At 63.3% G+C, this 4713-nt stretch carries 4 protein-coding genes; 1 reads left to right on the top strand and 3 read right to left on the bottom strand.

Going from position 1 to position 4713, the window contains the following annotated elements; genetic code table 11:
* Positions 1-11: 11 nt before the first annotated feature.
* On the bottom strand, positions 12-788 hold the full coding sequence (locus tag IBX54_RS12825) for a DUF3050 domain-containing protein (RefSeq protein ID WP_296543047.1): 777 nt from the start codon (positions 786-788) through the stop codon (positions 12-14).
* A 169-nt stretch (positions 789-957) separates the two neighbouring features.
* Between IBX54_RS12825 and IBX54_RS12820 the strand changes: the two genes are divergently transcribed.
* Positions 958-3045: a molybdopterin oxidoreductase family protein gene (locus IBX54_RS12820; RefSeq protein WP_296543046.1), complete on the top strand. Its 2088-nt coding sequence runs from the start codon at positions 958-960 to the stop codon at positions 3043-3045.
* A 1-nt stretch (position 3046) separates the two neighbouring features.
* On the opposite strand, the gene IBX54_RS12815 is transcribed toward IBX54_RS12820, so the two are convergent.
* Together IBX54_RS12815 and IBX54_RS12810 are read right to left on the bottom strand one after the other, a co-directional pair.
* A complete protein-coding gene (locus IBX54_RS12815) occupies positions 3047-3553 on the bottom strand; it encodes a universal stress protein (protein WP_296543045.1) in 507 nt (168 codons plus the stop codon).
* Complete coding sequence (locus IBX54_RS12810; RefSeq protein WP_296543044.1) at positions 3550-4533, bottom strand: TerC family protein; 984 nt, start codon at positions 4531-4533, stop codon at positions 3550-3552. Before IBX54_RS12810 ends, IBX54_RS12815 begins: the two co-directional genes overlap by 4 nt.
* Positions 4534-4713: the final 180 nt, after the last annotated feature.

Genomic DNA, 4713 nt, shown 5'->3' with positions numbered 1-4713 from the left:
CCGACAGGCTGCTAGGGCTTGCGCTTTTTCGATGCCGACGGCAGGCAGCTGCGCACGCCATCCCAAAATAGCAGCCGTGCGTCAATGGCCTGACGGGCTGCCTTGTCTGCAGCCTTCTTTTTACCGACGCTGTCGCCGCAGAGCTGCGCCAACAATTGAAGCGAGAGAGGGCCATGTGACGCGTCGTCAAGGTGAATGTGACGTTCAAGGTAGTAATGAAACAAGGGCGCCCTCTTTTGACTGATGCCCATGTCTGCCAGCAGTGACCTGAACATGCCGGGGATCACCTGTTCGCGCCCCATGGCGAAGGCAGCGCCGACAAGATGCGCTTTCCGGGTGTCAAGGAGGCCAAACGTCGTAGCCATGAAACGGCGCGACGGCTCCGGGATATCGCTCTTCAAAAGCGCCGCGGCAATGCCTTTTTTCTCGACGGCTTTCAGGAAGGCACGCACCGGCCGGGTGTCGGCACCCACCTCTTCCATCGCCCCCAGGTAAAGGTCGAAATGACTGATGAATGAGGCACTCCCCTTGGCATCAGGCAATCCCTCGTCGGTCTCCTCGCCCAGTACGATTTCGTTGATGAAACGCTGCGCCAGGGTGGAACGCGCGTTTCCGGTGGGCAGCCACGGCACGGACACCGGCGCAACCGAGCCTTGCAGAAACTTGACCAGCGACATGAAGTCCCACACAGCATACACGTGATGCTCCATGAAGCAGCGCAGGTCGTCCATTGTGCGCACCGAGGCATACAGCGGGTGCCGCTCGAGGCGCGATCGGAGTTCGGGCAAGAGGAGTGCGTCAGTCGAGGTCATGGGCGGCATTGGGTCTAGCGGAGCATCAAATGATAACGGTTGAAATTATCCCACCCTCCGCCATGACGTCTGCCACCTGAAGTGGCTGCAGTCCGGCAACACACAGCTTTGGCCCGCCTATACTTTTTCATTTGGCCGCTCACTCATGCAACACACAGCCACCCAACCCCAGGCGCTCTCGCAGATTCGGGGCGTCTGCCCGCACGACTGCCCCGACACCTGCGCGCTGCTGACCACGGTGAAAGGCGGCATTGCCATCAAGGTGCAAGGCAACCCGGCGCACCCGCACACGGCGGGCAGTTTGTGCACCAAGGTGTCGCGCTACGCGGAGCGCACTTACCACCCGGAGCGCATCCTGCATCCGCTCAAACGCACCGGCGCCAAAGGCAGCGGCCAGTTTGAGCGCGTGAGCTGGGACACCGCCCTGAGCGACATCGCAGCGCGCCTGGGTGCCATTGCGGCGCGCGAGCCGCAGGCCATCCTGCCCTACAGCTACGCCGGCACCATGGGGCTGGTGCAGGGCGAGAGCATGGCAGCGCGCTTTTTCAACAAGCTGGGCGCCTCCCAACTGGAGCGCACCATTTGCGCCGCCGCCGGTGGCCAGGGCCTGGTGCACACGCTGGGTGACAAGGTCGGCATGCGGGTTGAATTTTTTGCCGAAGCCAAATTGATTCTGATCTGGGGCAGCAACCCGGTCACCAGCAACTTGCATTTCTGGCGCTATGCGGCTCAGGCCAAACGCGACGGCGCCAGGCTCATCTGCATCGACCCGCGCAAGAGCGAAACCGCCGACAAATGCCACGCGCACATCGCGCTGCTGCCTGGCACCGACGGCGCGCTGGCGCTGAGTCTGATGCACGAACTGATTCAAAACGACTGGCTCGACCACGATTATTTGGCGCGCCACACGCTGGGCTGGGAACTGCTGTGCGAACGCGCCTTGCAGTGGCCACCCGAGCGCGCCGCGGCCATCTGCAGTATCAGCCCTGAGCAGATTCGCGCCTTGGCGCGCGACTACGGCGGGTGCGCCCGCAATGGCCAGGCAGCGGCCATTCGCATGAACTATGGTCTGCAGCGGGTGCACGGCGGTGGCAACGCGGTGCGCCTGATCGCCAGCCTGCCCGCGCTCATTGGCGCCTGGCGCCATCGCGCCGGTGGCGTGCTGCTATCGAGCTCGGGCGCTTTTCCGGTGCAGCGCGCCACGCTGCAACGCCCCGACCTGCTGGCCGGGCGCACGCCGCGCAGCATCAACATGGTCACCATCGGCGACGACCTGCTGCGCCGGAGCAGCCCAGGCTTTGGTCCGGCCATCGAGGCGCTGATCGTGTACAACAGCAACCCGGTGGCGGTGGCACCCGAATCCGCCAAGGTGGTGGAAGGCTTTGCGCGCGAAGATGTGTTTACCGTGGTGCTGGAGCATTTTCAGACCGACACCGCCGACCATGCCGACTACATCCTGCCCGCCACCACGCAGTTGGAGCACTGGGATGTGCACAGCAGCTACGGCCACACCGACGCGCTGCTCAACCGGCCGGCGATTGCGCCGCTGGGCGAGGCCAAACCCAACGCGCAGATATTTCGCGAACTGGCAGCGCGCATGGGCTTTGATGAGCCGTGCTTTGCCGACAGCGACGAGACGCTGTGCCGCCAGGCCTACGGCGACGCTGTCAGCTTCGACACCCTGCTGGCCAACGGCTTTGCCACCCTCGACACGCCAGAGGCACCTTTTGCCCAGGGCAACTTCCCGACGCCTTCCGGCAAGTGCGAGTTCTTCAGCGCGCGACTGGCGGCACAGGGGTTTGATGGCCTGCCCGACCATGTGCCCAACCATGAGGCGGCGCACAGCTCAAGCGCCTACCCGTTGGCCATGATTTCGCCCCCGGCGCGCAACTTTTTGAATTCGAGCTTTGTCAACGTCAAAAGCCTGCGTGACAGCGAAGGCGAACCGCTGCTGGAAATGCACCCGCTTGATGCGGCGGCGCGCGGCATTGCCAGTGGCGATGTGGTGCGTGTTTTCAATGACCGGGGCAACTACCAGTGCCGCGCCCGCATCAGCGCGCGGGCACGCCCTGGTGTGGTCAACGGTCTGGGCGTCTGGTGGCGCAAACTGGGGCTCAACGGCAGCAACGTCAACCAGCTCACCAGCCAGAAGCTGACCGACCTGGGCCACGGCCCCACGTTTTACGACTGCCTGGTGCAGGTTGCCCGGTACGCAGAGGGCGGCGCGGCCTGATTCAGGGTACCGCCACCACAGGCGGCCCGCTCAGCTGCAGGAGTTTTTTGGTCACCGAGCCGAGCAGCAGGTTCTCGACCACGCCAAGGCCACGGTTGCCGACGACAACGCCGTTGCAACCGAGCCGCACGGCCAGCGCCATGATCTGATCTGCAGGATCGCCCATCACCACATGCAGCCGCCACGGCTGGCCTTGCGCATCGAGCAGGGCACGCGCCCTTGCGCTGGCAAGCCACGCCCGGGGCGCCAGCTCGGTCTCTGCCGCCTCCTTGCTGAACCACTGCTGCACATTGACCAGATGCAGGGCGCAGGCGTGCATCTGGTCAGCCTGGTGCGCAGCATGAGCGACGGCGCGCAACGCGTTGTCAGAACCGTCAACGGCAACCAGCCACGGGTTTTTATCAGGCGCGGCCAAGGGTGGCGCGCTGTCGAAGCTCAGGCCGACCAGGCGGGCGTCAGCGTCGCGCTCGGAAGTGATCGGGGCGGGGACATCAGCTTGGTCGCTCATGCGTCTTCTCCAGCGGCAACGGGTTTGGCTTTTGACAGGGCGAGGCTCGCCGCCACCGACACCAGGATGATGCTGGCGACGATCGACAACGACCACTGAATCGGGATATGGAACCAGGGCACGGCCAGCATCTTGCCGCCGATGAACACCAACACGATGGCCAGGCCATACTTGAGCAGGTGGAACCGATCCGCCATGTCGGCGAGCAGAAAGTAAAGGGCGCGCAGACCCATGATGGCGAAGATGTTAGAGGTGAACACGATGAACGGATCGGTCGTCACGGCGAAGATGGCCGGTATGCTGTCCACCGCGAACACCACGTCGCTGACCTCGATGAGCACCAGCACGAGAAACATCGGCGTCGCCCAGAGCATGCCGTTTTGGCGCACAAAGAACTTCTCGCTACGAAAGTCCGGCGTGATGCGCATGTGCCCGCGCAGCCAGCGCAGCAGCGGGTTCTTTTCCAGGTCGGGCTCGGACTCGGCAACGATCAGCATCTTGACGCCGGTAATGACCAGAAAAGCGCCGAAAACATAAAGAACCCAGGCGAACTGCTGCACCAGCCAGACACCGGCCAGGATCATGCCGGCGCGCATGACGATGGCACCCAGCACCCCGAACAGCAGCACGCGGCGCTGCAACTCCGGCGGAACGGCAAAGTAGCCGAAGATCATCACGAACACAAACATGTTGTCCACCGACAGCGATTGTTCGATCAGGTAGCCGGCAAGAAACTCCAGCGTCTTCGTGCGCGCCATATCTGCGCCATAAGTGCTATTGAGGTACCACCAGAGCAGGCCGGCAAAAGCCAGTGCAAGACTGACCCAGACAGCCACCCAGCTGGCAGCCTCCCGGACATGCACGCGATGCGCCTTGCGCCCGCCGAAGACGAACAGATCGAGCGCCAGCATGGCGAGCACGAAGCCGATAAAGCCGGCCCACATCGGGGCGGTGGCGAATGTTTCAACTGTCCCGTGCATTTGTTACTCGAAACCTCAACTGGCTGCGTGTGGCCGCACGCCGGCGTGCAGCCGATGGCGATGATCTGAGGGGGCTCCGATCAAAGCATCATAAAACTCGATTTTGATAGTATCAAACCCATGACTGGTGCGGCTGGCGGGGATCGAACCCACGACCCTTGGCTTCGGAGGCCAATACTC

Source organism: Rhodoferax sp., assembly GCF_014859475.1.
Lineage (GTDB): Bacteria > Pseudomonadota > Gammaproteobacteria > Burkholderiales > Burkholderiaceae_C > Rhodoferax.
The sequence above is the reverse complement of the archived record's forward strand: the minus strand, read 5'-3'. Positions and strand labels throughout refer to the sequence as shown.